We start from the raw sequence: 21,496 nt of genomic DNA on the forward strand, positions 1-21,496 counted from the left end.
ATGTCCCTGCTGGAAGAAACGAACGCCGCCGGCGGCACCCCCGTCGTCACCCCGGCACCCGGCCCGGCCGGGCCGGACGTCATCCGCTCGGCCAAACCGCTCTCCCGAGGCCGCCTGATCTGGCGCAGGCTCACCCAGACCTCGCGGTTCTGGGTGGGCGCGATCGCCATCGCGGTCATCCTGCTCTGGGCTGTCCTCGGCCCGCTGCTCTATCCCTACAACGCGACCGGCCGGGACCCGCTCAATATGGGCCTCGGCCCGACCCAGCTGCACTGGTTCGGCACCAACAACATCGGCCAGGACCTGTACGCGCAGACCCTCGTCGGGCTGCAGAAGTCCATCGTGATCGGCCTGATCGCCGGCCCGCTCGGCACCCTGATCGCGGCCGTCGTCGGCTCGGTCGCCGGCTACATGGGCGGCGTCGTCGACCGGGTGCTGGTCTGGTGCATCAACCTGCTGCTCGTGCTGCCCTCGTTCATCCTGCTCGTCATCCTCAGCCCGCTGTTCAAGGGGTTGTCCTGGGTGTTCCTGACCATCTTCATCGCCGGGTTCAGCTGGATGATCATGGCCCAGGTGGTCAGGTCCCAGACCAAGTCGCTGCGCGACCGCGACTTCGTCAAGGCCGCCCGCTACATGGGCGTGCCGATGCCCACCATCCTCGGCCGGCACATCATCCCCAACATCGCCTCCCTCCTGATCATCGACGCGACCCTCGGGGTGGTGGCGTCGATCCTCGCCGAAACCGGCCTCAGCTACTTCGGCTTCGGCATCCGTGCACCGGATGTCTCCCTCGGCACCCTGCTGGCCGAGGGCACCAGCGCGGCCGTGACCCGGCCGTGGCTGTTCGTGTTCCCGGCCGGGGTGCTCATCCTCACCCTGTTCGCCGTCAGCCTCATCGGGGACGCCCTGCGCGACGCCGTCGACCCGACCTCGGGAGTCAACCGTGACTGATCTTGTGAGCGCCCAGGGGCCGTCGACGCCGGCCCGAACCGGGGCGCCCCTGCTGGAGGTCACCGACCTGTCGGTCACCTTCCCGCAGCGCGGCGGTCCCGACGTCAACGCGGTGCGCGGCATCAGCTACCAGGTGCACAAGGGCGAGTTCCTCGGCATCGTCGGCGAGTCCGGCTCCGGCAAGTCGGTGTCGTCGCTGGCGCTGATGGGCCTGCTGCCGAGCTCCGCCCGGGTCACCGGCAGCATCCGCTTCGGCGGCCGCTCGCTGCTCGACCTCAACGACCGCCAGCTGTCCGGCATCCGCGGCCGCGAGATCTCGATGATCTTCCAGGACCCGCTCTCCGCCCTGACCCCGGTCTACACGGTGGGCGACCAGATCGCGGAGGCGCTGCTGCTGCACGACTCGGCGCTGGGCAAACGGGCGGCGCAGGCCAGGGCCGTCGAACTGCTCAAGATCGTCGGCATCCCCGCGCCGGAGCGCCGGGCGAAGGCCTTCCCGCATGAGTTCTCCGGCGGGATGCGCCAGCGCGCCATGATCGCGATGTCGATCGCCAACGACCCGCAGCTGATCATCGCCGACGAGCCGACGACGGCCCTCGACGTGACGATCCAGGCGCAGATCCTCGAGGTGCTCGAAAAGGCCAAGGAGCTCACCGGCGCCGCCGTGGTGCTGATCACCCACGACCTCGGCGTCGTCGCCGGTCACGCCGACCGGATCGCAGTGATGTACGCGGGCAAGCTGGTGGAGAACGGCACCACCACCGAGGTCTTCGCGGCGCCGCACATGCCGTACACGATCGGCCTGCTCCGTTCGGTCCCGAACATGCAGACCGCCGGGACGGAGCGGCTGGTGCCGCTCGAGGGCCGGCCGCCGTCGCTGACCGCGCTGCCCCGCGGCTGCCCGTTCGCCGCCCGCTGCCCGATCGCCATCGACGTCTGCCGGGAGACCGAGCCGGGTTTGCTCGTGCACGGTCTCACGCTGCCGGACGACCTCCCGGATGACCTCGCGGCCGAACACGTCGCCGATCACGTCTCCGCCTGCCACCGCTCGGACGAGATCGCCAGCGGCCTGCTCACCCGCGCCGACGTCTTCCCCCGCCCGGCCCCGCTCGCCGTGCAGCACAGCCGGGCCCGCGCCGAGGCCGAGCCCGTGCTCAGCGTCACCGGTCTCGTCCGCCACTTCCCGCTCACCAAGGGCGGGGTGTTCTCCCGGCAGATCGGCACGGTCCGCGCCGTCGACGGCGTGTCCTTCTCGATCCAGGCCGGGCAGACCCTCGGGCTGGTCGGCGAATCCGGGTGCGGCAAGTCCACCACCATCCTCGAGATCCTCGAGATGACCAGGCCCCAGGCCGGCCGGATCCTGATCGACGGCAAGGACGTGTCCGGCCTCGGCCGGGCCGAACTGCTCCGGCTGCGCAAGGACGTGCAGATCGTCTTCCAGGACCCGATGGCCGCCCTCGACCCGCGGCTGCCGATCGGCGACATCATCGGCGAACCCCTGACCGTGCACGGGGTGAAGCCGGACGCCCGGCAGGGCCGCGTCGCCGAACTGCTCGACCTGGTCGGTCTCGACCCGCAGATGGCCGACCGCTACCCGCACGAGTTCTCCGGCGGCCAGCGCCAGAGGATCGGCATCGCCCGCGCCCTGGCCACCAACCCGAGGCTCGTCGTCCTCGACGAACCGGTGTCGGCCCTGGACGTGTCGATCCAGGCCGGGGTGATCAACCTGCTCGAGGACCTCAAGGAGAAGCTCAACCTCTCCTACCTGTTCGTGGCGCACGACCTCGCGATCGTTCGGCAGATCGCCGACACGGTCGCCGTCATGTACCTCGGCCGGATCGTCGAATACGGGCCGGTGGCCGAGGTCTTCGCCCGGCCGCGGCATCCGTACACCCAGGCCCTGATCTCCGCGGCGCCGATCCCCGACCCGGTGATCGAGCGCAGCCGCAAACGGGTGCTGCTCGAGGGCGACCTGCCCAGCCCCACCGAGCAGATCGACGGCTGCAACTTCCGCAGCCGATGCCCGCTGTACACCCTGCTCGCCGACGCGGACAAGGCGCTCTGCGAAACCGTGGACCCCGCGCTCCGGTCGCACGGTCAGGTCGAGACCGCCTGCCACCACGTGGAGCGGAATGACCTGGCCATCTCGGCCTCCCTCGCCGGCCGCGAGGACGAGCTCGCTCCGTGAGCCTCCGGCCCCACCAGACCTACCTTCCGCACCAGGAAAAGTACCCACCAAGAGAAGGAGAAACACAATGAGACGGAAAACTACTGTTTTCGCAGCAGTTGCCGTTCTGAGTGCGTCTGCCCTGTTCCTCACGGCATGCGCTCCCGGAAACACAGCACAGGACAGCCCCGCAAAATCGAGCAGCAAAGCCCTCCCTTCCACAGCCTGGGAGAGCGCCGCCGCCGCCGATGTGCAGGAAGGCGGAACCCTGAACCTCGCCATCAACGCCCTGCCCTCCAACTGGAACACCTACGAGGTCGACGGCAACGAGGTCGACACGGTCAACACCGTCGCCCTCACCACCGGTGGCCCGATCCGGATCAAGGAAGACGGCACGACCAGCGTCGACCCTGACTACGCCACCAGCGTCGAGGTCACAAGCACCGACCCGCAGGTCGTCGAGATCAAGCTCAACCCGAAGGCCGTCTGGGAAGACGGCACGCCGATCACCTACAAGGACTACGTCGCGACCTGGAAGGCGATGAACGGCACCAACGAGGCCTACTCTCCCGCGTCGACGGCCATCTTCGACCAGATCGAATCGATCGAGTCGGCCGGCAGCGACTTCGACTTCACGGTCACCTTCAGCTCGGTGAACGCCGACTGGGCGTCGATCTTCGTCGGCAGCCAGGGTGTGCTGCCCGCCGCGGTCGCCTCCGACCCCGAGGTCTTCAACACGGGCTACGTGACGAAGGCGCTGCCCTCCTCCGGCCCCTTCATGATCTCGAACATCGACACCACCGGCCAGGTCGTCACCCTGGTCCGCAACCCGAAGTGGTGGGGTGAGACCCCCAAGCTCGACACCGTCATCGTCAAGGTCGTCAGCGGATCCTCGCAGGGCACGGCATTCGGCAACTCGGAGACGGATGTGCTCTACATCTCCTCCAACGCCGACGCCTACCAGACCGCCAAGAAGCGGGCGGATGCCGAGATCCAGGCATCCGGAGGGCTCACCTGGACGCACGTCACCATGAACGGCGCCAAGGGCCCGCTCGCCGACGTCAAGCTGCGGCGCGCCATCGGCCACGCGATCAACCGCCAGTTGATCTCTGAGTCGGCCAACACCCCGGTCGGCGTCGACGCGACCACCCAGGGCTCCTACATCTTCATGCCGGGCCAGAAGGGCTACGCCGACAACGTCGGCGCCGCGATCGGCTTCAACGTGGAGACCGCGAAGAAGCTGCTCGATGAGGCAGGCTACAAGGCCGGCAGCAACGGGGTGCGCGAGAAGGACGGCAAGGCGCTCAAGCTCTCGATCACCGTTCCGGCCGAGACGCCCACCAACAAGCAGCGCGCCGTGCAGGTGCAGGCGGACCTCAAGGACGTCGGCATCACGGTCGAGCTCAACGAGGTCCCGTCGGCCAAGTACTTCTCCGACTACATCATCCCGGGCGACTTCGAGATGACCAGCTTCTCCTGGCAGGGCACCGCGTTCCCGATCTCCTCGAGCGAGGCCCTGTTCTCGCCCGTGAAGAGCGAGTCCAACTTCACCGGGATCACCGACAAGAAGCTGGCGCCGCTCTACAAGGAGGCGAACAAGGAACTGGACGCCGACAAGCGCCTCGTGATCGCCGACAAGATCGACAAGGTGCTCGCCGACTACGTCCCGATCATCCCGCTCGCCCCGCTGCCGAACGTGTACGCGGTGAAGAAGGGGCTCGTCAACTACGGCGCCGCCCAGTTCCAGTCCGTCGACTGGACCGTCGTCGGCTGGAAGAAGTAGGCACCAGCCCTCAGGCACGACGGCGGGGCGGGGACTTCGGTTCCCGCCCCGCTTCGCCGTTTCCGGGCCGAACCGAGCGCTCTCAGGCGCCGGGCAGGGAGAGTGCGGTAGGATTATCCGTTGGGTCGGACTTTGCCCACACACATCCATTCTTCGTCGCATGCGGTACTCTGCGACATCATTCTTCGTAAGGATTTACTTCATGGCGATTGCCACGCGCAATAACCTCCGAAATGTCGCAATCGTCGCCCACGTCGACCACGGCAAGACCACGCTGGTAGACGCGATGCTCCAGCAGACCAACTCGTTCGCCGACCACTCACACGTGGAAGAACGCGCCATGGACTCCAACGAGCTCGAGCGCGAAAAGGGCATCACGATCCTCGCCAAGAACACGGCGGTCTCGTACAAGGGCATCCACGCAACCGACGGACCGATCACGATCAACGTGATCGACACCCCCGGCCACGCCGACTTCGGTGGCGAGGTCGAGCGCGGCCTGTCCATGGTCGACGGTGTCGTGCTGCTCGTCGACGCCAGTGAGGGCCCGCTGCCGCAGACCCGCTTCGTGCTGCGCAAGGCGCTCGAGGCGCACCTGCCCGTCATCCTGCTCGTCAACAAGACCGACCGCCCCGACGCTCGCATCGTCGAGGTCGTCGAGGAAAGCCAGGACCTCCTCATCGGCCTGGCCAGCGACATGGCGGACGACTACCCCGACCTGGACCTCGACGCGATCCTCGACGTCCCCGTCGTCTACGCCTCCGGCCGCAACGGCGCCGCGAGCCGCAACCAGCCCGAGAACGGCCAGCTGCCCGACAACGACGACCTCGAACCGCTCTTCGAAGCGATCCTCGAGCACATCCCGGCCCCGGTCTACGACGACGAGCACCCGCTGCAGGCGCACGTGACCAACCTGGACGCCTCGCCGTTCCTCGGCCGTCTCGCCCTGCTCCGCATCTTCCACGGCACCATCCGCAAGGGCCAGACCGTGGCCTGGATCAAGTACGACGGTTCCGTGCACAACGTGCGCGTCACCGAGCTGCTGATCACCAAGGCACTCGACCGCTACCCGACCGAGAGCGCCGGCCCCGGTGACATCGTCGCCGTCGCCGGCTTCGAGGACATCACCATCGGTGAGACCCTCGCCGACCCCGACGACCCCCGCGCGCTGCCGACCATCACGGTCGACGAGCCCGCCATCTCGATGACGATCGGCACCAACACCTCGCCCATCATGGGCAAGGTCAAGGGCCACAAGCTCACCGCCCGCATGGTCAAGGACCGCCTCGACCGCGAGCTGATCGGTAACGTCTCGCTCAAGGTCGTCGACATCGGACGCCCCGACGCCTGGGAGGTCCAGGGCCGAGGCGAACTCGCCCTCGCCATCCTGGTCGAGCAGATGCGCCGCGAGGGCTTCGAGCTCACCGTCGGCAAGCCGCAGGTCGTCGTGCGCCGCGTCGACGGCAAGATCCACGAGCCGTACGAGCACCTCACCATCGACTCGCCCGAGGAATACCTCGGCGCGATCACCCAGCTCCTGGCCGCCCGCAAGGGCCGCATGGAGAACATGGCGAACCACGGCACCGGCTGGGTCCGGATGGAATTCATCGTTCCGTCCCGCGGCCTGATCGGCTTCCGCACCCAGTTCCTCACCGACACCCGCGGCACCGGTATCGCCAACGCGATCTTCCACGGCTACGAGGCCTGGGCCGGCAACATCGTCACCCGCAACAACGGCTCGATCGTCGCCGACCGCGCCGGCGTGGTCACCCCGTTCGCCATCATCGCCCTGCAGGAACGGATGTCGTTCTTCGTCAACCCGACCGAAGAGGTCTACGAAGGCATGGTCATCGGCGAGAACTCGCGCGCCGACGACATGGACGTCAACATCACCAAGGAGAAGAAACTGACCAACATGCGTCAGTCCACCTCCGACACCTTCGAGTCGATGACCCCGTCCAAGCAGATGACGCTCGAGGAATGCCTCGAATTCGCCCGTGAAGACGAGTGCGTCGAGGTCACCCCGGCCATGGTGCGCATCCGCAAGGTCGAGCTCGCGGCATCCGCCCGCCAACGCCAGACCTCGCGGCTGAAGAAGCAGGACGCGAACTAGCCTTCGCCCGCTGCGCGTCGCCGGTGGCGTCGTCCTGGATTCGTCCGGGGCGGCGCCACCGGCGTTTTCACGTCCGGGTGGGAGGCGAGGCGGGCGGGTGACGTAGCATCACCTCATGAGCAGCGCACTGAAACCGACCACCTCCACCACCTCCCGGCTCCGCATCATCGCGGCGGTGGCCGCCGCCGTGCTCGCCGGCCCGTTGCTGGCCGGCTGCTCGGCCGACGCGGTCGGCGGAGCCGTCAACGGCGCCGTCCAGGGCGCGACCGGCGGCGACGTGAGCCTGGCCGGGCAGCTGCCGTCCGGCTGGCCGGCCGAGGTGCCGGTGGTCGACGGGAAGCTGCTTTTCGGCGCCACGAAGACCGAGGACGGCAAGCGGACCTGGGTGGTCACCGTGAAGTCCGACGCCGCCGATCCGCTGGCCGAGGTGAAGACGACGCTGACGGATGCGGGGTTCGTGCTCGATGAGTCGCCGTCGGCCTCCGTCGGCACCGCCGGGGTCGTGGCGATGAAGAACGCGAACTTCACCGTGGTCGTCGTCGGCAACACCGACGGCCTCCTGTACACGGTCAGCCCCATCGCCTGACCTCCCCGGCACTCTCACGGACTGGATCAGGCGAAGAGGGCGGCCCCGATGTGGCTGCCGCGGCGGGCGCCCGGCGGCACGGCGAAGAGCGCGCTGCCGACGTGACGGGTGTACTCGTTCAGGGCGTCGTGGCGGGCCAGGCTGAGCTGCACCCGGCTGAACTGCTCCGGTGAGCGCTGGAAGCTGATGAAGAACAGCCCGGCGTCGAGGCGGCCGAGCGCGTCGTTGCCGTCGACGAAGTTGTAGCCGCGGCGCAGCATCCGTGCCCCGCCGTTCTGCGCCGGGTGGGCGAGCCGCACATGGGCCGCCGCGTCGATCAGGGGCGTGTCGCCCCGTCCGGCCAGGGAGAAGTCCGGCTCGGTGAACTCGGTCCCGCCCGAAAGCGGCGCCCCCTCACCCTTGGTGCGGCCGAACACCGCCTCCTGCTCGCGCAGGATCGTGCGGTCCCAGGCCTCGATCGTCATCCGGATGCGCCGCGCGACCAGGTAGGAGCCGCCGGCCAGCCAGGCCGGCCCGTCGGCGGCCGGCACCCAGACCTGCTCGTCGACCACCGCCGGCTCCTCGGCCTTGATGTTCGCGGTGCCGTCCTTGAACCCGAACAGGTTGCGCGGGGTGGCCTGGCTGGTGCTGGTCGACGAGGTGCGGCCGAACCCGAGCTGGGACCAGCGGAGGGAGGCCCGGCCGAAGGCGATCCTGGACAGGTTGCGGATGGCGTGCACGGCCACCTGCGGGTCGTCGGCGCAGGCCTGGATGCAGAGGTCACCGCCGCCGCGGCCCTCCTCGAGCAGATCCCCCGGGAAGTGCGGCAGGTCCACGAGCAGCGGCGGGCGGCGGGCGGCGAGACCGAACCGGTCGACGCCGGCCGGCGTCTCGAACAGGGCGGGATCGAAGCCGAACGTGAGGGTCAGGCCGGAGGCGGGCAGCCCCTGCGCCTCGCCGGTGTCCTCCGGCGGGGCGTCGTACGACCCGGAGGCGGCACCGAACTGGCCGATCGCCGCCCCCGCGGCCAGGGAGGCCGACGCCGCGGTCCAGTCCCTGAGCAGGGCGACGAGGTCGTCCCTGGTCGCGTCGGCCGCGAGGTCGAACGCGGCGAAGTGCAGGCGATCCTGCGCCGGGGTCACGATTCCGGCCTGGTGCGCCCCGTAGAACGGGTACACGGCGGCGGAGGGACTCGCCGCGGCGACCGCGGCCTGCGCCACCCGGTCACCCCCTACGCCGAGCCCGAGCCCGGCCACGCCCGCCCCGGCCAGGCCGAGCAGGCCGCGGCGGGACAGGCCGCGCGGCTCCGGCCGGGAGACGGGGTCGGCCTCGTGAACGGTGGGTTCGGGGGCGGCCCCGCGGTCGGTCCGGCCCATCACAGCACCAGGGTGGCGGTGAGCTGGTTCAACGGCTCACCGAGGGCATTGACCTGGTCGGCCAGCGCCCGGATCTCGGCGGGGGACAGCTCGGTGTAGAGCCGGAACCCGTCCCCGGCGCGCTGGGCGTCCAGCAACTCCTGCAGCGCCGCGAACTCCCGGTCGAGCCGCGCAGCGAGTTCCGCGTCTTTCTCGACGAGGATGTCGCGCACGCCGGCGTAGAGCACGGATGCGCCGTCGACGTTGGCCTGGAAATCGGACAGGTCGGTGTGCGACCAGAACTCCTCCTCGCCGGTGACCTTCCCGGTCGAGACCTCGTCGAGCAGCCCGATCGCACCGTTCGTCTGTTGGGCCAGGGTGAAGCGGAGGTCCTGCACCTTGTCGTTCAGAGTGGCGGTGTCGGCGATGAGGAGACCGGCCAGGCGCCCGCGCTCCTCCGAGCCGTAGGCGATGAAGCCGGCCTCGGCATCCGCCGGCCAGAGGTCCTTCTCGATCGCATGCCAGCCGGTCCAGTCCTGCCCCTCCTCGAGGTCGGCCTCGCGCAGGTCGAGCTTCGGGTCCAGGTCGCCGAACGACTCGGCGATGGTCTCGACCCGCTCCCAGTGGGCTCGGGTCGGGGCGTACAGGGCGCGTGCGGCGTCGAGGTCGCCGGTCGTGTACGCGGCGGCGAACGCGGCGGTGCCGGTGACCAGTTGGGCGACCTGGTCCCTGACGTAGGACGCGTAGTTGGTGTTCGCCGTCTCGATCCGGGCGGCCAGGTCGACGCTCACGGGTGCCGCACCCGCCGATTCCGTCACCGTGAACTCGGCCTTGCCGATCCCGTCGCCGGCCATGCCCGGCTTGCAGGCGGTGAAATAGCTGCCGGCGGGCAGCTGCACGACCAGGTCGCGGCTGAGGCCCGGCCCGATGTTCTCCGCCTCGCCCACGATGCGCAGCCCGTCGTCGGCCAGCAGGTAGAACTCGGTGACCTGGTCGCCGGAGTTGGCGACCCTGAACCGCACGTTGCCGGCCGGCGCCTCGGCGGCGGAGACGGTGCACGCGGCGGCGCTGCTGTCCACGGTCAGGGCGGCGTGGGACGAGCCGGGGGCGCCGGCGTTCGGGACGCAGCCGGTGAGGGCGAGGAGGCCGGCCGCCGAGGCGAATCCGAGCAGGGGGAAGCGAGCGCGCATGAGGGTCCTTGCTGGGGAGTGAACAGGAAGAAGAACGGGAAGAGACCGGGTGCGGATGCCCAGGTCAGCGGGCGGGCACGGCCGTCGGCGACGGCCGGTGGGGTTCCGGGCGCACCCGGCCGCCGTGCCGGCTCGCCCGGATGAACAGGGTGAGGCAGGTCGCGGTGTACCCGGTCCAGACGACCAGTTCGAGCCACGTCGTCACGGGGGAGAAGTTGAGGGTTCCCTTGAGCAGGGTGCCGTACCAGCTGTCGGGCGGGATCGCCGCGCTCACGTCGAAGGCCAGGCTGTGCTCTCCGGGCAGCAGACCGGCCTCCTGCAGGTCGTGCACCCCGTAGGAGAGCACCCCGGCGGCGACGACGATCAGGATGCCGCCGGTCCAGGTGAAGAACTTCGCCAGGTTGATCCGCAGCATCCCCGAATACACCAGCCAGCCCAGGCCGACCGCGGTCACGATGCCGAGGGCGGCACCGATCAGGGGCAGCGTCGTCTCCCCGGTGGCCTGCACGGCCGCCCAGATGAACAGGGCGGTCTCGATTCCCTCCCGGCCGACGGCGACGAACGCGACCACGACGAGGCCGAGCCCGGTGCCGAGCAGGGAACGGTCGATGCTGCCGCGGAGGTGGCCGGACAGGTCACGGGCCGTGCGCAGCATCCAGAACACCATCCAGGTGACCAGGCCGGTGGCGGCGATCGACAGAACGCCGCCGATCGTCTCCTGGGCGGCGAAGGAGAGCCCGTAGGTGCCGAAGGTGAGGGCGGCGCCGATCGCGAGGGCGAGGAGCACCGCGAGGCCGACGCCGAGCCAGATCCGGCGCAGCACGTCGCGGCGGTCGATCTTGACCACGTAGGCCACGAGGATGGTCACGATCAGCGCGGCTTCGAGGCCTTCACGCAGTCCGATCAGATAATTTGCGAGCACGGGACTTCCTGGTCGGGGTCGGGGAGCAGCGAGCAAAGGATAGGCTTACCTAACTCAGGCTACTCTAACTTCGCCGGGGCCGCCGTGTCCAGCTAGTGTTCTTCAGTGGGTGTCTGCCCGTCGCCTACCTAGTGGAGCCCAGCATGGTCATGTCCGGCAGCGGAGAGAGCGTCGTCTTCGTGCACGACCGCCCCGGTGACGAGGCGCTGCTCACCGGCGGCACGATCGCCCGCCTCCGCTCCGACGGTGCCGAGGTCGTGGTGCTGTTCGGGGCCAGGACCCACGGAGACACCGGCGACGACACCGGCGGCAGCGCCGACGTGCGAGCCGCCTTGGGCGGGCTCGGCGTGAGCGACTGGCGGATGCTGCCGGGCCCGGGCGCAGACCAGGACCCGCACGTCCTGACCGCCCAGGTGGCCGACGTGCTGCTCGAGGTGGAGGCCACCGCGCTCGTGCTCGGCACCGACGACGCCCGGCTGCAGGCCGCGGCGACCGAGGCCGCCCACGCGGCGGGCATTCCCGTCTTCCAGAGCAAACGCGTCTCCGGCGCGATCGGCCTGCGCCTGATCGCGATCGACGTGAGCGATCAGGTGGAGCGCAAGCTCGCCGCCATAGCCGCCTATGCGGGGCGCTGGAGCGTGACCGGCCACTCCGTCGCCCCCGTGACACCGCCGGACGCCGGCGCCGCCGGCGCCGCCGTCGCCACCGGCGCAGGCACGGTCGTCGGCGGGACCGAGACCTACGTGCGCCTTCCCCCGCCCCCGGCGCGGCATCCCGCGGAGGTCCCTCCCGGCCCGGGCACCCGGGCGCTGGCCGGCCTGCTCGCCTTCGTGGTGGGGGTGGCCTTCGGCGTCCTCGGCACGATCGCGCACCAGGCGACGATCGTGCTCGGCCCCGTCACCATCCCGATCGGCCTGGTCCTCGCGCTCGCCGGAGTGACCGCCCTGCTGGCCGGCCTGCGCCTGGTCGTGGGCGACCGGCTGGTCGTGCTGCTCGCCGCGATCGGCCTGCTCGGCACGATCTTCCTGCTGTCGCTGCGCAGCGAGGGCGGCTCCGTCCTCGTGCCGCAGGGGCTGCCCGGCACCCTCTGGACGGTGGGTCCGACCCTGGTCGCCACCATCGTGCTCGCCTGGCCGCGGATTCCGGGCCGCCGCGGTACGGCATAGAATTGCAGTTCCGCTCGTGAAGGGAGCTCGTCACCCGTGACCTACGTCATTGCCCTGCCGTGCGTGGACGTGAAGGATCGCGCCTGCGTGGACGAATGCCCTGTCGACTGCATCTACGAGGGCGACCGTTCGCTCTACATCCACCCCGATGAATGCGTCGACTGCGGTGCCTGCGAACCGGTCTGCCCGGTCGAGGCGATCTACTACGAAGACGACGTGCCCGAACAGTGGGCCGAGTACTACAAGGCGAACGTCGAGTTCTTCGACGACGTCGGGTCTCCCGGCGGAGCGGCCAAGGTCGGCGTCATCCACAAGGACCACCCGATCATCGCCGTCCTTCCCCCGCAGGTCTAGACGGCCCGTGCTCAGGCCGCTGCCCGACTACCCGTGGGACCAGATGGTCCCCTTCGCCGAGCGTGCCCGCGCGCACCCCGGCGGCATCGTGGACCTGTCGATCGGTTCGCCGGTCGACCCGACGCCCATGCTCATCCGGCAGTCCCTGGCCGACGCCACCGACGCGCACGCCTACCCGCAGACCGCGGGCACCCCGCAGCTGCAGCGGGCGATCATCGACTGGTACGCCCGCCGCCGCGGCGTGGCCGGCCTCACCGAGGCCAATGTGCTGCCCACCATCGGGTCGAAGGAACTGGTGGCCCTGCTGCCGTTCATGCTCGGCCTCGGCGAGGGCGACACCGTCGTGCACCCGGTCGCCGCCTACCCCACCTACGCGATCGGCGCGGCCATGGCCGGGGCGGATGCCGTGGCCTCCGACGACCCGGCCGACTGGCCGGCCACGACGAAACTGGTCTGGCTGAACAGCCCGGGAAACCCCGACGGGCGCGTGCTCACGGTCGCCGAACTGCGCCGGGCGGTCGAACGGGCGCGGGAGCTCGGCGCGGTGACCGTCTCCGACGAGTGCTACGCGGAACTGGGCTGGGCCGGACAGTGGGCGAGCGAGCCGATCCCCAGCATCCTCGACCCCCGCGTGATCGGCACCGACCGCCGCGACGTCCTCGCCATCTACTCCCTCAGCAAGCAGTCGAACATGGCCGGCTACCGCGGTGCGTTCGCCGCCGGCTGCGCCACCGTTCTCGGCCGGCTGCTCACGGTGCGCAAGCACGCGGGCCTGATGCTCCCGGCCCCGCTCCAGGCCGCCATGGTCACCGCCCTCGGCGACGACAGCCACGTGGCCGAGCAGAAGGAACTGTACCGGGCCCGGAGGATGCTGCTGCTGCCGGCGCTCGAGGCGGCCGGCTTCCGGATCAGCCGCAGCGAGGCCGGGCTCTACCTCTGGGCCACCGAGGGGCGCGGCGCCTGGGACTCGATCGGGCGGCTTGCCGACCTCGGGATCCTGGCCGGTCCAGGCCCGTTCTACGGCGCCGGGGCCGCGGAGTACGTGCGCTTCAGCCTCACCGCCACCGACGAGCGGGTATCCGCCGCCGCCGAGCGGCTCAGCGGCACCTGATGACACCGGTCGCGACCGGCTCGACCACCGGTGGTGCCGGTCGCGGCGCCCCGCCCGGGCTCGATCGAGGCTTGTGGACAATCACCAACGAAACCCGGGCATTCTTATCGGATGCAACAGTAGGCGGTCGGGCCGATTAGGCTGTATCAGCGTTGACGTCTCCAGCCACACCGGTGTGCTGTGTAGAAGACCGCGCGCCGAGAGGCAGTGATACTCAGTGACACTCAGTGATACCCAGGGAGCCGCCGTGAGCGAGAACGCACAGCGAACACCGTCCATCGATCCGCAAAAGGCCAGCCTGACCTTCCCCGGAGGGTCGGCGGAATTCCCGATCGTGCGCGGCACGGCCGGCGCGTCCGGCCTGGACATCTCGAGCCTCACCCGCCAGACCGGCCTGATCACCCTCGACTCCGGGTTCGTGAACACCGCGGCCACGAGGTCGGCGATCACGTTCATCGACGGCGAGAAGGGCATCCTGCGCTATCGCGGCTACCCGATCGAGCAGATCGCCCAGAACTCCAACTTCCTCGAGACGGCCTGGCTGCTGATCTACGGGGCGCTGCCCAGCGCGAGCGAACTCGCCGCCTTCGACCAGCGGATCCGCCGGCACACCCTTCTGCACGAAGACCTGCGACGCCTCTTCGACGTGCTGCCGTACAACGCGCACCCGATGTCGGTGCTGTCCTCCGGCACCTCCGCCCTCGCGGCGTACTACCAGGACGCCCTCGACCCGAACGACCCGATCCAGGTCGAACTGGCCACGGTGCACCTGCTGGCCAAGCTTCCGGTGATGGCGGCCTACGCCTACAAGAAGAGCATCGGCCAGGCCTTCCTCTACCCCGACAACTCGCTCGGCTACGTCGACAACTTTCTCCGGCTGATCTTCGGCACGCTGGCCGAGCCGTACGAGGTGAACCCCGTCGTGAGCAAGGCGCTCGAGCGCCTCCTGATGCTGCACGAGGACCACGAGCAGAACGCGTCGACGTCGACCGTGCGCCTGGTCGGATCGACCGAGGCGAACCTGTTCGCGTCGGTGTCGGCCGGCATCAACGCCCTCTCCGGGCCCCTGCACGGCGGCGCGAACGAGGCCGTGCTCAAGATGCTCGGCGAGATCAAGGCCTCGGGCGAGGGTGTGGAGAAGTTCGTCGAACGGGTCAAGAACAAGGAACAGGGCGTGCGCCTGATGGGCTTCGGCCACCGGGTCTACAAGAACTACGACCCGCGGGCCACCCTGGTCAAGGAGAGCGCCGACGAGGTCCTCGCCGCGCTCGGCGTCAAGGACGACCTGCTCGACATCGCCAAGGAGCTCGAGCACATCGCCCTGAACGACGATTACTTCCGGGAACGCAAGCTGTACCCGAACGTGGACTTCTACACCGGCGTCATCTACAAGGCGATGGGATTCCCGACGAGCATGTTCACCGTGCTCTTCGCCATCGGCCGCCTGCCCGGCTGGGTCGCGCACTGGCGTGAGATGAACGAGGACCCGACGACCAAGATCGGCCGTCCCCAGCAGCTGTACATCGGCTCGCCGGAGCGCGACTTCCCGAAGCGCTGATCGTTCGGCAGCGCTGGGTCGTTCGGCAGCGCTGGGTCGTTCGGCAGCGCTGGGCTCCGGGCGGGCTACCGGCCCGCGCGGAGTTCCAGGGTGTCCGTCGCCGCCGCGCGCACGGCGGCGAGGGAGAACAGCCAGGGCCTGGTCTCCTGGTGCTGCCACAGCGCCGTCTGGTCGGCGTAGTTCGGGTGGAATGCGTGACCTGAACTGCCGGTCAGGTTCAGCCAGGTCGAGTCGTCCCAGTCGGCCAGGCTGACCACCTCGCGCATCGAGGGCACCCAGTCGACCGTGTAGCCGGCCGTGGCATCCCAGCCGACTGCGTCGACGACGGATGACCCGCCGGCCAGTTCATACGGGCCCCGGTTGAACAGCCACTCCAGCGGGGCCACGCCCGACTTGCCGAAGCTGGCGTTGGTGACCTCGAGGGTGTGGATGCTACCCCACCGCCAGGCGGAGGCATCCGGCCCCATCAGCCGCTCGCCCTCGGCGGCGGCCTGCTTGAGCGCCCGCTGGAGCATGCTGTCCCGCCCGGCCGAGCCGACCCTGGCGTTCTTCCACCACGGCGAGTCGGGCTCGTCGAGCAGGGCGATCACGACCGCGTAGGCCCGGTCGCCGCCGGTGAGCCAGGTGGACTCGGGCAGTTTCGTGTCGAACAGGTCGGCCAGCAGGTTCCGCCAGACGATGTTGAAGTAGGCGGCGGCGGCACTGTCGCTCTCCAGCCGGTAGTCCCAGCCGTCGAACAGGGCCAGGGCAGCGCGGGTCTGCTCGGTCTGCCCGGTCGACTTGACCGCCTGCAGCACCGGCACCAGCCGGGCGGCGAGCGGGCTGAACGTGTCGGCCTGGATCTCGCTCATCATGGCCGGGGTCATCGGCGTGCCGTTGTCGATCAGCGCCTGCAGCCGGGCGGTGATCTCGGTCGCCCGATAGCCGAGGTCCCAGTCCCTGGTGATCAGGTAGGGGTAGTCGGCTCCGACCGGGGCGTTGTTGGCCGTCACGATGAATCCGCTGGCCGGGTTCAGCGTCTGGGGCAGCGCGTCGAACGGGATGTACCCGTCCCAGCCGTACTGGCTGGTCCAGCCGGGCACCGGGACGGTGCCGTCGCCGGCCCGGCGGATCGGGATGAGGCCGGGCGCCTGGTAGCCGATGTTGCCGTCGACGTCGGCGTAGACCAGGTTCTGCGACGGCACGTCGAAGAGCGAGGCCGCCCGCCGGAAGCTCGCCCAATCGGTGGCGGCGCCGAGCGCGAAGATGGCGGCGGCGGTGTGCCCGGGGGTCAGGGCCGTCCACTGCAGCGACAGCTGGTAGCCCGTCTCCGTGGTGGCAGGCGGCAGGTCGGCCGCTTCCGGGTAGTCGGCGGCGATGGCCGGGAAGGCGCTGCCCTGCAGGTCGCTGACGATCGGGCCGTGTTCGGTCGACCGGATCCGGATCGTCACCGCGGGGCCGCCGGCGACCCGGATCTTCTCGGTGCGCACCTGGATCGGTTTGGCGGCCCCGTCGTACTCGTAGCTGTCCCCGGTGACCTTCTCGAGGTAGAGGTCGGCGACATCCGGGCCCAGGTTGGTGAAGCCCCAGGCGATCCTCGCGTTGTGGCCGATGATGATGCCGGGCAGCCCGGAGAAGCCGTAGCCGGCCAGGTCGAACGGGCAGTCCGCGGTGACGGACGTACAGCGCAGCCCCACCTGGTACCAGACCGACGGCATCACGGCGCCCAGGTGCGGGTCGTTGGCGAGGATCGGCTTGCCGGTCGCGGTGTGAGCCCCCGACACGACCCAGGAGTTGGAGCCGATCTCCCCGCCGGCCGGCCCGAGCAGCTCGGGCACGGCCGAGAGTGTGTCGTGCAGGCCGCCGAGCGTCGACGCCAGTGCGGCCTCCGCGCCGGCCGCCCCGGGAGCCGCCGCCACGGGATCCGCCGCCACGGGCGATGGGGTGACGGATGCCGCAACGGCCGCGGCGCCGGCCGGCATCCCGCCGACGATGGTCGGGTGCGCGGTGTAGGGGTAGTCCGGATGCAACCGGGCGACCTCCGCGGGATTCAGGCTGCCGGCCAGCATGGCCCGGTCGATCTCGTCGTCGAGGTTGGAGCGCAGGTCCCAGGCCATCGCCTTGAGCCAGGCAACGGAGTCGGCCGGCGTCCACGGCTCCGGGGTGTAGCCCGGGTTCTGCACGGCGAGCACCGCGTATTCGAGGGAGAGGTCGGCGCCGCTGTGCCCGGCCAGGTAGGCGTTCACCCCGTCGGCGTAGGACTGGTAATAGCCGAGGGTGACCGGGTCGAGCAGCGCCACTTCCTGCTCGGCCACGGCACGCCAGCCGAGGGTGCGGATGAAGGTGTCGGTGCCGACCTGGCTCGCACCGAACAGCTCGGAAAGCCGCCCGCTCGTCACGTGCCGGCGGAAGTCCATCTCCCAGAACCGGTCCTGGGCGTGCACGTAGCCCTCCGCCCTGAACAGGTCGCCGGCGTTGCGGGCCAGGATCTGCGGGATACCGGCCTGGTCGCGGTACACGGTCACGTCGGCGCCCTGCCCCGGCAGCGTCACCTGCCCGGACAGGGCGGGGAAGGAACGGACGACCGTCCACACGCCCAGGCCGGTGCCGACCAGGGCGAGGCTGAGCACGACCGCGAGCACGGCGAGGGCGGACCTGATCCTGCGGTGGCGCCTGCTGCGCGGTGCGTCGGTTCCCACATCACTCCTTTGTGACTGGCAGCGTACTCCCGCGCAGGGGTCCGCTAGGCGTGCAGTTGCTCGTTCAGCAAGATGCCGGTTCCGCTGCGCTGGAGCACCTCGACCGCCCCGGAGACCGAGTTGCGGCGGAAGAGCAGGTTCGGCACCCCGGAGAGTTCGACGGCCTTCATCGTGCGGGCCTTGCCGTCGGCGGTGCGCGGCTGGTCGGGCAGCGTGACCTTGGTGCCCGCGGTCACGTACAGCCCCGCCTCGACCACGGTGTCGTCGCCGATCGAGATGCCGACGCCGGAGTTGGCGCCGAGCAGCGCACGCTCTCCGATCGACACCCGCTCGGTGCCGCCGCCGGACAGCGTGCCCATGATCGACGCCCCACCGCCGATATCGGCGCCGTCGCCGACGACGACACCCTGGGAGATCCGGCCCTCGACCATCGACGTGCCGAGCGTGCCGGCGTTGAAGTTGACGAAGCCCTCATGCATGACCGTGGTGCCGGGGGAGAGGTAGGCACCCAGGCGCACCCGGGACGCGTCGGCGATCCGCACCCGGTCGGGCGTGACGTAGTTCAGCAACGGCGGGAACTTGTCGATCCCGGTGGCCTGGATGCCGGCGCGCTGCAGCGCGGGGCGGAGCCGGGCGAAGTCGGCGGGCAGCATCGGGCCGGCAGTGGTCCAGGCCACGGTGGGGAGGTGCCCGAAGATGCCGTCGAGGTTGATGCTGTTGGGGCGCACGAGGAGGTGGGAGAGCAGGTGCAGGCGCAGGTAGGCATCCGAGGTGCCGGCCGGGGCCGCGGCCAGGTCGATCTCGACGGTGACGGCCTCGATCCGCACGGCCCGGCGGGGGTCGTCCCCGGCGAACTCCTCCAGCTCGGACGGCACGATCCAGCGGTCGCGCCCCGGCGGCAGGGTGCCGAGGCTGGGGGCCGGGAACCAGGTGTCCAGCACCGTGCCGTCACCGGCGACGGTGGCCAGGCCGTACCCCCAGGCGTTGGCGGGGACGGTGGACTGCGGGGACACTGCGGTGATCATGGCTCTAGATTAGTAGGGTGCCTCTCAACCTCGTGACTCTGGACCTGTCCGCCTCCTCGATCGACCTCACCCGGGCGATCTGCGATATCGAGTCGGTGTCCGGCAATGAAACGGTGCTGGCCGACGCCATCGAACATGCCCTCGCCGGGCTCGGCCACCTCGAGGTCATCCGGGACGGCGACACCGTCGTGGCCCGCACGAACCTCGGCCGGGCGCAGCGGGTGGTCATCGCCGGCCACATCGACACCGTCCCGCTGAACGGGAACGTGCCGACCCGGTTCGAAACCCTGGACGGGGTGGACTACCTCTGGGGCCGTGGCACGGTCGACATGAAGGCCGGCGTCGCCGTGCAGCTCAAGCTGGCCGCCGAGCTCACCGACCCGGCCGTCGACGTGACCTGGATGTGGTACGACCACGAGGAGGTCTCGGACGACCTCAACGGCCTCGGCCGGCTCGCCCGGAACCGGCCCGACCTGTTCGTCGGCGACTTCGCCATCCTCGGCGAACCGACCAACAGCCAGGTCGAGGGCGGCTGCAACGGCAACGTGCGGATCGAGATCCGCACCTTCGGGCTGCGCTCGCACTCGGCTCGCAGCTGGGTCGGCGACAACGCCATCCACAAGGTCGCGCCGATCCTCGACGTGCTGGCCGGCTACCAGGCCCGCGAGGTCGAGGTCGAGGGACTGGTCTACCGCGAGGGCCTGAACGCCGTCGGCATCAGCGGCGGCATCGCCGGCAACATCATCCCCGACGAGTGCATGGTGCATGTCAACTACCGGTTCGCGCCCAGCCGGTCGGGCGCCGAAGCCGTCGCGCACCTCACCGAGCTGTTCGGCGACTACGAGGTCACGGTCGTCGACCTGGCCGAGGGCGCCCGGCCCGGCCTCGACGCGGTCCTGGCCCAGGAATTCCTCGTCGCCGTCGGCGGCACGGCGCGCCCCAAGTACGGCTGGACGGATGTCGCGAGGTTCTCCGCGCTCGGAATCCCCGCGGTCAACTACGGCCCCGGCGACCCGCTCAAGGCCCACGCGGACGACGAACGCGTCGCCCTGCACCAGATCACGGAGTGCGAGGACGGCCTGCGTTCGTGGCTGACCGCATCCGCCGGCTGAACCCCGGCGCACCGGCCCGGCCGGCCGGGCTGACGGCCCGGTTGCGCCCTGTCCCGTGGTGGGCCAGGGTCGCGATGATCTGGGCGGCCTCCCGGGTCGTGACGACGACGCTGGTGCTGCTGCTCGCCCGGGTGCAGGGGGCGAACCCGTGGACGGCCGCGAGCCCGGGGTACGCCGACTTCGCGAACATCTGGGACGGACGCTGGTACAACATCGTCGCCGTGGCCGGCTACCCGTCCGTGCTCCCGGTCACGATCGACGGGCACGTCGCGGAGAACGCCTGGGCGTTCATACCGGGCTACCCGGCCGTGGTGCGCCTGCTGATGATCGTGCTCGACCAGCCGTGGGCGCCGATGGCCGTGCTCGTCTCGCTGGCCTTCAGCCTCGGCAGCGCCCTGCTGTTCTACCGGCTGATGCTGCGGGTGCTGGACGAGCCGGCGGCGCTGTTCGCGGCCGTGCTGTTCTGCGTCGCGCCGCTGTCGCCGATCCTGCAGTTCGGCTACGCCGAGTCGATGTACCTGTTCTTCCTCACCCTCGCCCTGCTCCTGCTGCTCGAGCGGCGGTATGTGCTTTTGTTCCCGGTGATCCTCGTGATGGCGTTCACCCGGCCGAGCGGGCTCGCCTTCGCCCTGGCGATGGGGCTGCACCTCGTGCAGCGCTGGCTGGGCCGGCGGCGTGACCCGTTCCCGGTCCGGGAGCGGGTGGTCGCGGCATCCGTCGCCGGGTTCAGCGCGGCCTGCGGGCTGGCCTGGCCGCTCATCGCCTGGGCGGCGACCGGGTCGGTCTCGGCGTACACCGACACCGAGCTGGCCTGGCGGTCGGCGTACATCGGCTACCAGGAGCTGGTGCCCTTCACCGCGTGGTTCCAGAGCGGCGTGTGGTGGCTGGGGATGCCGCTGGGCATCGTCGTCGTCGTCGTCCTGATCGTCGGCTTCGCGGCGCTGTTGTTCTCGCCGCCGGTGCGCCGGCTGGGCGTCGACCTGCGGTTCTGGCTGGCGGCCTACGGGCTGTACCTGCTCGCGGTGTTCTTTCCGCAGTCGAGCACGTTCCGGTTGCTGATGCCGCTGTTCCCGCTGCTCGGCGCCGCCGCCGTGCCGAAGAACCCGGTCTACCGGGTGGCGCTCGTGCTGCTCGCCATCGCAGGCCAGTGGGGCTGGCTCCTGCTCTGCTGGGGGGTCGACGGAGCGGACTGGACGCCCCCCTAATTACTGTCTGGGGCGGTAATGGTCGATAATGGAAGTTCAGACGAATGAATGGAAGGGGAGTTCATGGCGGCCATGAAGCCACGGACCGGAGACGGGCCAATGGAGGCTGTAAAGGAGGGGCGCCTCATCATCGTGCGTGTTCCGCTCGAGGGTGGAGGCCGACTTGTCGTCTCTGTGAACGACGCCGAGGCCAAAGAGCTCCACGACGCCCTTGCCGGCGTTGTCCAGTCGACCGTATAGC

At 70.0% G+C, this 21,496-nt stretch carries 17 protein-coding genes; 12 read left to right on the forward strand and 5 right to left on the reverse strand.

Annotation, left to right across the window (positions count from 1 at the left end; all coding sequences use genetic code 11):
• From IWX89_RS03635 to IWX89_RS03655, 5 genes are all read left to right on the forward strand, one after another.
• The gene (locus IWX89_RS03635; protein ID WP_196902230.1) at nucleotides 1-951 is read left to right on the forward strand and encodes an ABC transporter permease; all 951 of its coding nucleotides are present in this window, start codon (nucleotides 1-3) and stop codon (nucleotides 949-951) included.
• Nucleotides 944-3,139 carry an ABC transporter ATP-binding protein gene (locus IWX89_RS03640; RefSeq protein WP_196902231.1) on the forward strand — a complete coding sequence of 732 codons (2,196 nt, stop codon included), beginning with the start codon at nucleotides 944-946 and terminating at the stop codon, nucleotides 3,137-3,139. Before IWX89_RS03635 ends, IWX89_RS03640 begins: the two co-directional genes overlap by 8 nt.
• Before the next feature lie 67 nt (nucleotides 3,140-3,206).
• Nucleotides 3,207-4,901: an ABC transporter family substrate-binding protein gene (locus tag IWX89_RS03645; protein WP_196902232.1), complete on the forward strand. Its 1,695-nt coding sequence runs from the start codon at nucleotides 3,207-3,209 to the stop codon at nucleotides 4,899-4,901.
• Between the two features lie 202 nt (nucleotides 4,902-5,103).
• Entirely contained in the window at nucleotides 5,104-7,014 is a 1,911-nt protein-coding gene (gene typA / locus IWX89_RS03650) for a translational GTPase TypA (RefSeq protein ID WP_196902233.1), read from the forward strand.
• Between the two features lie 115 nt (nucleotides 7,015-7,129).
• Nucleotides 7,130-7,600: a hypothetical protein gene (locus tag IWX89_RS03655; protein WP_196902234.1), complete on the forward strand. Its 471-nt coding sequence runs from the start codon at nucleotides 7,130-7,132 to the stop codon at nucleotides 7,598-7,600.
• A gap of 26 nt (nucleotides 7,601-7,626) precedes the next feature.
• On the opposite strand, the gene efeB is transcribed toward IWX89_RS03655, so the two are convergent.
• The 3 genes from efeB to efeU form a co-directional block, all read right to left on the reverse strand.
• Nucleotides 7,627-8,955 (reverse strand): iron uptake transporter deferrochelatase/peroxidase subunit, encoded by a 1,329-nt coding sequence (gene efeB, locus IWX89_RS03660; protein WP_196902387.1) that lies wholly within the window; start codon nucleotides 8,953-8,955, stop codon nucleotides 7,627-7,629.
• A complete protein-coding gene (gene efeO, locus IWX89_RS03665; RefSeq protein WP_196902235.1) occupies nucleotides 8,955-10,124 on the reverse strand; it encodes an iron uptake system protein EfeO in 1,170 nt (389 codons plus the stop codon). The genes efeB and efeO overlap by 1 nt, the downstream gene beginning before the upstream one ends.
• Before the next feature lie 64 nt (nucleotides 10,125-10,188).
• Nucleotides 10,189-11,046 (reverse strand): iron uptake transporter permease EfeU, encoded by an 858-nt coding sequence (efeU, locus tag IWX89_RS03670; RefSeq protein WP_196902236.1) that lies wholly within the window; start codon nucleotides 11,044-11,046, stop codon nucleotides 10,189-10,191.
• A gap of 143 nt (nucleotides 11,047-11,189) precedes the next feature.
• Between efeU and IWX89_RS18380 the strand changes: the two genes are divergently transcribed.
• The 4 genes from IWX89_RS18380 to IWX89_RS03690 all read left to right on the forward strand — a co-directional run bounded on the left by IWX89_RS18380 (nucleotide 11,190) and on the right by IWX89_RS03690 (nucleotide 15,235).
• Nucleotides 11,190-12,212: a hypothetical protein gene (locus IWX89_RS18380; protein WP_231382863.1), complete on the forward strand. Its 1,023-nt coding sequence runs from the start codon at nucleotides 11,190-11,192 to the stop codon at nucleotides 12,210-12,212.
• A gap of 36 nt (nucleotides 12,213-12,248) precedes the next feature.
• Complete coding sequence (gene fdxA / locus IWX89_RS03680; protein WP_134510615.1) at nucleotides 12,249-12,566, forward strand: ferredoxin; 318 nt, start codon at nucleotides 12,249-12,251, stop codon at nucleotides 12,564-12,566.
• A 7-nt stretch (nucleotides 12,567-12,573) separates the two neighbouring features.
• Complete coding sequence (dapC, locus tag IWX89_RS03685) at nucleotides 12,574-13,677, forward strand: succinyldiaminopimelate transaminase (protein WP_307836400.1); 1,104 nt, start codon at nucleotides 12,574-12,576, stop codon at nucleotides 13,675-13,677.
• 247 nt (nucleotides 13,678-13,924) lie between these two features.
• The gene (locus IWX89_RS03690) at nucleotides 13,925-15,235 is read left to right on the forward strand and encodes a citrate synthase (RefSeq protein WP_196902237.1); all 1,311 of its coding nucleotides are present in this window, start codon (nucleotides 13,925-13,927) and stop codon (nucleotides 15,233-15,235) included.
• A gap of 65 nt (nucleotides 15,236-15,300) precedes the next feature.
• On the opposite strand, the gene IWX89_RS03695 is transcribed toward IWX89_RS03690, so the two are convergent.
• Nucleotides 15,301-17,913 carry a penicillin acylase family protein gene (locus IWX89_RS03695; protein ID WP_196902238.1) on the reverse strand — a complete coding sequence of 871 codons (2,613 nt, stop codon included), beginning with the start codon at nucleotides 17,911-17,913 and terminating at the stop codon, nucleotides 15,301-15,303.
• A gap of 44 nt (nucleotides 17,914-17,957) precedes the next feature.
• The gene (gene dapD, locus IWX89_RS03700; RefSeq protein WP_196902239.1) at nucleotides 17,958-18,938 is read right to left on the reverse strand and encodes a 2,3,4,5-tetrahydropyridine-2,6-dicarboxylate N-succinyltransferase; all 981 of its coding nucleotides are present in this window, start codon (nucleotides 18,936-18,938) and stop codon (nucleotides 17,958-17,960) included.
• A 17-nt stretch (nucleotides 18,939-18,955) separates the two neighbouring features.
• Between dapD and dapE the strand changes: the two genes are divergently transcribed.
• From dapE to IWX89_RS03715, 3 genes are all read left to right on the forward strand, one after another.
• Nucleotides 18,956-20,050 (forward strand): succinyl-diaminopimelate desuccinylase, encoded by a 1,095-nt coding sequence (gene dapE, locus IWX89_RS03705; RefSeq protein WP_196902240.1) that lies wholly within the window; start codon nucleotides 18,956-18,958, stop codon nucleotides 20,048-20,050.
• Nucleotides 20,026-21,255: a hypothetical protein gene (locus IWX89_RS03710; RefSeq protein ID WP_307836402.1), complete on the forward strand. Its 1,230-nt coding sequence runs from the start codon at nucleotides 20,026-20,028 to the stop codon at nucleotides 21,253-21,255. The genes dapE and IWX89_RS03710 overlap by 25 nt, the downstream gene beginning before the upstream one ends.
• Before the next feature lie 63 nt (nucleotides 21,256-21,318).
• On the forward strand, nucleotides 21,319-21,495 hold the full coding sequence (locus tag IWX89_RS03715) for a DUF3117 domain-containing protein (protein WP_134365588.1): 177 nt from the start codon (nucleotides 21,319-21,321) through the stop codon (nucleotides 21,493-21,495).
• The last annotated feature ends 1 nt before the right edge of the window (nucleotide 21,496 follow it).

The organism is Cryobacterium sp. MP_M3 (assembly GCF_015752155.1).
Classification (GTDB): domain Bacteria; phylum Actinomycetota; class Actinomycetes; order Actinomycetales; family Microbacteriaceae; genus Cryobacterium.